Genomic DNA, 2,693 nt, shown 5'->3' with positions numbered 1-2,693 from the left:
ACTCTTCTTCCCCAAGGGCACCACCGTCAAGTTCGAAACCCCCGACTACGCCCTCGGATTCTTCGCCGGCGACCGCACCTTCGCACCCTAAACCCCCATGCGTACCGCATCCCAGTCGCCGGCAACAGGCGCCGGCTGCGAACCCGGTTTTCGCGGAGTCATCTGTGTGTCGTTCGCCACCACCGACGCTCTCCAAGATCACGACACCGGTGGCATGCCCCGGCACGACCTCCGCTTCGCAGCCGCGACCCCCGAGGCCATCGCCAACCTGAGGTCTGTGCTCGGACACTCGCGTGTCGGTGTGCGTGTTGTACTGGCCGGCCCACCGGCAGACGTGCACGCAGCGGCATCCGTTGCAGCAGAATGCGGCCTCGTTGACGAGGAAATGACCCTGGTGTGCGACGAGGTCGGACCCCGTGTCATCTTCTGCGGACACTGCCACACCTCCACCACGACGGACCATCCGATCGGCACGAATGTGGACTGTCAAGGCTGTGGAACGACCCTGATCTTCACTGACCACTTCTCCCGCCGTGTTGGCGGGTACCTGGGATTCTCAGCCCATGCCGAGGAGGCAGCATGACCGGGACGGCGCTCCAGAACAAGGCCAAGCCGCTACTGGACGGGACCCTCCAGCTGGAGGTCACCAGCGTCAGTGCGCAGACGGATTCGATCACGAGCATCACGTTTGGTGGTGCGCTCGGTGAGCTGCTGCCGTCGTATGTACCGGGGAGCCACCTCGTGGTGCAGTACGGAACCGGCGCCAATGCCTATTCGCTCACCGGCTCGGGCAGTGCCCCCACGGAATACAGCATCTCCGTGCTGCGAATCGAGAACGGTGCCGGCGGATCCCTCGCCATGCACGCGCTCTGCGTGGGTGACCTGGTTCAGGTTTCGCATCCCCGCAGCGCCTTCGCCCCGGCGGCAACAGCGAGCCATCACCTGCTCATCGCTGCGGGAATCGGCATCACACCGGTGCTTTCGCACGCGCGGTACGCCGCCGAATGGGGCGCGTCAGCATCCCTGATCTACGTGCACCGGCCGGGAACGGGCGCACACGTGGCTGAAGCACGACAGCTGCTGGGTCCGGGCCTGACGGAATGCCTGGATCGCAGCAGTTTTCAGGAGGTTCTCACCCGTCAGCTCACGACGCAGCAACTCGGAACGCACCTGTACGTCTGCGGACCGAATGCCTTCATGGACAGTGTGCTCAAGCAGGCTCGCGATCTCGGCTGGCCCAAGAGCCTGCTGCATTCAGAGGCGTTCTCCGGTGCGGCGCTCGACGATGGCGAACCGTTCGAGGTTCGACTGGCCCGCAGCAAAGTCACGTTGAACGTTCCGGCCGGTGTGTCGTTGTTGGGCACCCTCGAAAACGCCGGCCTGACCGTTCCGAACATGTGCCGCAAGGGCATCTGCGGCGAATGCGCCGTGCCAGTACTGCGTGGGGAACCCCTGCACCGAGATCTCTACCTGACCGACCAGGAAAAGGACGACAACACCACCATGATGTGCTGCGTCTCCCGCAGCCTGGGCCAAGAATTGGAGCTGGACCTGTGAGTACTGTCATCAACGAGGCTGTACGGGATGCCGACGTGCTTCCCGAACGGATCAAGCACTTTCCCTTTCCGTTTTCCGGTGACATCTACCGCTACAGCGCCAATGTCGAGCCGTCCCGCAAGGAAGTCTCCACGGAAGCAGGCGCCTGGGGCGGCCGGCTGCTCCACATCGACGAACACTACCTGGCCGAGCTCAAGGATCGTGATGAGGTACTGGAGCGGGATCCTTCCCGGCTTCAGGTGCTCCCCCACATGCGACCCGCCGTGTGGGATGCCATTTGCACCCTGCTGCCCGCTTTGGCTGAGGAATACCCGGACACCGTGTCCTTCACCCGGGAAGGCGACCTCTGCCGCTGGCGCAACTCCCTGCAAAACCTCGACGTGGAGTTCACCGTCGGCGACGACAGTTCGCTTCCGATGGGCCCATTGCGATTTTTGGGCAGCCAGATTCAGGACGACCTGGTTTTTCTCGACCACCGCCAGGATGCGTTGTGGCTGGATGCGGGCGTGGTCACCTTCGCCGCTGACTGGTCGGTCGGATTCGACGTCGGCATGAAGTTTTTGGAAGTGCATCACCCCGTTCCCCGGGTGAAGGAAGAGAAGATCGTCAGCCGGGCGGAGCAGTTTCTGATGCGGCTGCAGCCCGGGGAACAGTACCGCCGCACCAACTGGACCCTGACCATCGACCGGCGCCTGGACACGTCCACCGAGACCTACCCCAACTGGGCGCATGACCGCATGACCATTGCCGACGACCCCGCCCTGCCGGACCGGCTCCACCTCCGGGTCGAGATTCAGCACATGATTCGTCTCCCGCACTCCGGGGCCGTGCTGTTCATGATCCGAAGCTACCTGCTGCCGCTGCGAGACATTGCCCGGGTACCGGTCTGGCGACAAAACATGGGCCGAGTGCTGGCCGAACTCCCCGATGACATGGCCGAGTACAAGGGCATCATCCACTACCGCAAAGCGGCATCCGACTGGTTGCTGTCCGCCTAGTCACCCCCAGTTTTACCCTGTTCCAGAACCTGAAGAAACAACCAAGGAGAGAACCATGACCATCGCTGTCGAAACTGAAACTGAAATTGTTGTCGGGGCGCACCCGCTTGATCCGTTGTCCCGTGCCGAGATTTCTCG

The 2,693-nt window shown here is 63.0% G+C and carries 3 protein-coding genes; all 3 read left to right on the top strand.

What is annotated here, in order from left to right; genetic code table 11:
- Positions 1 to 97 precede the first annotated feature (97 nt).
- The 3 genes from BMW72_RS18145 to BMW72_RS18135 are packed head-to-tail and all read left to right on the top strand — an operon-like array spanning position 98 to position 2,555.
- Positions 98 to 583, top strand: coding sequence for a dimethylamine monooxygenase subunit DmmA family protein (locus BMW72_RS18145; protein WP_092113139.1), 486 nt, complete (start codon positions 98 to 100; stop codon positions 581 to 583).
- Positions 580 to 1,557 carry a PDR/VanB family oxidoreductase gene (locus BMW72_RS19100; protein WP_092113136.1) on the top strand — a complete coding sequence of 326 codons (978 nt, stop codon included), beginning with the start codon at positions 580 to 582 and terminating at the stop codon, positions 1,555 to 1,557. The genes BMW72_RS18145 and BMW72_RS19100 overlap by 4 nt, the downstream gene beginning before the upstream one ends.
- Positions 1,554 to 2,555 carry a heme-dependent oxidative N-demethylase family protein gene (locus tag BMW72_RS18135; protein ID WP_241983769.1) on the top strand — a complete coding sequence of 334 codons (1,002 nt, stop codon included), beginning with the start codon at positions 1,554 to 1,556 and terminating at the stop codon, positions 2,553 to 2,555. Before BMW72_RS19100 ends, BMW72_RS18135 begins: the two co-directional genes overlap by 4 nt.
- Positions 2,556 to 2,693 lie beyond the last annotated feature (138 nt).

The sequence above is a fragment of the Cryobacterium luteum genome (assembly GCF_900110125.1).
In the GTDB taxonomy this organism is placed as follows: domain Bacteria; phylum Actinomycetota; class Actinomycetes; order Actinomycetales; family Microbacteriaceae; genus Cryobacterium; species Cryobacterium luteum.
Note: the sequence above shows the minus strand (reverse complement) of the source record. Positions and strands in the feature narration are given on the sequence as shown.

Excerpts from the sequence above, each read along its gene's own strand:
- BMW72_RS18145 (WP_092113139.1), top strand. The coding sequence starts at position 98 with ATGCGTACCGCATCCCAGTCGCCGGCAACAGGCGCCGGCTGCGAACCC.
- BMW72_RS19100 (WP_092113136.1), top strand. The coding sequence starts at position 580 with ATGACCGGGACGGCGCTCCAGAACAAGGCCAAGCCGCTACTGGACGGG.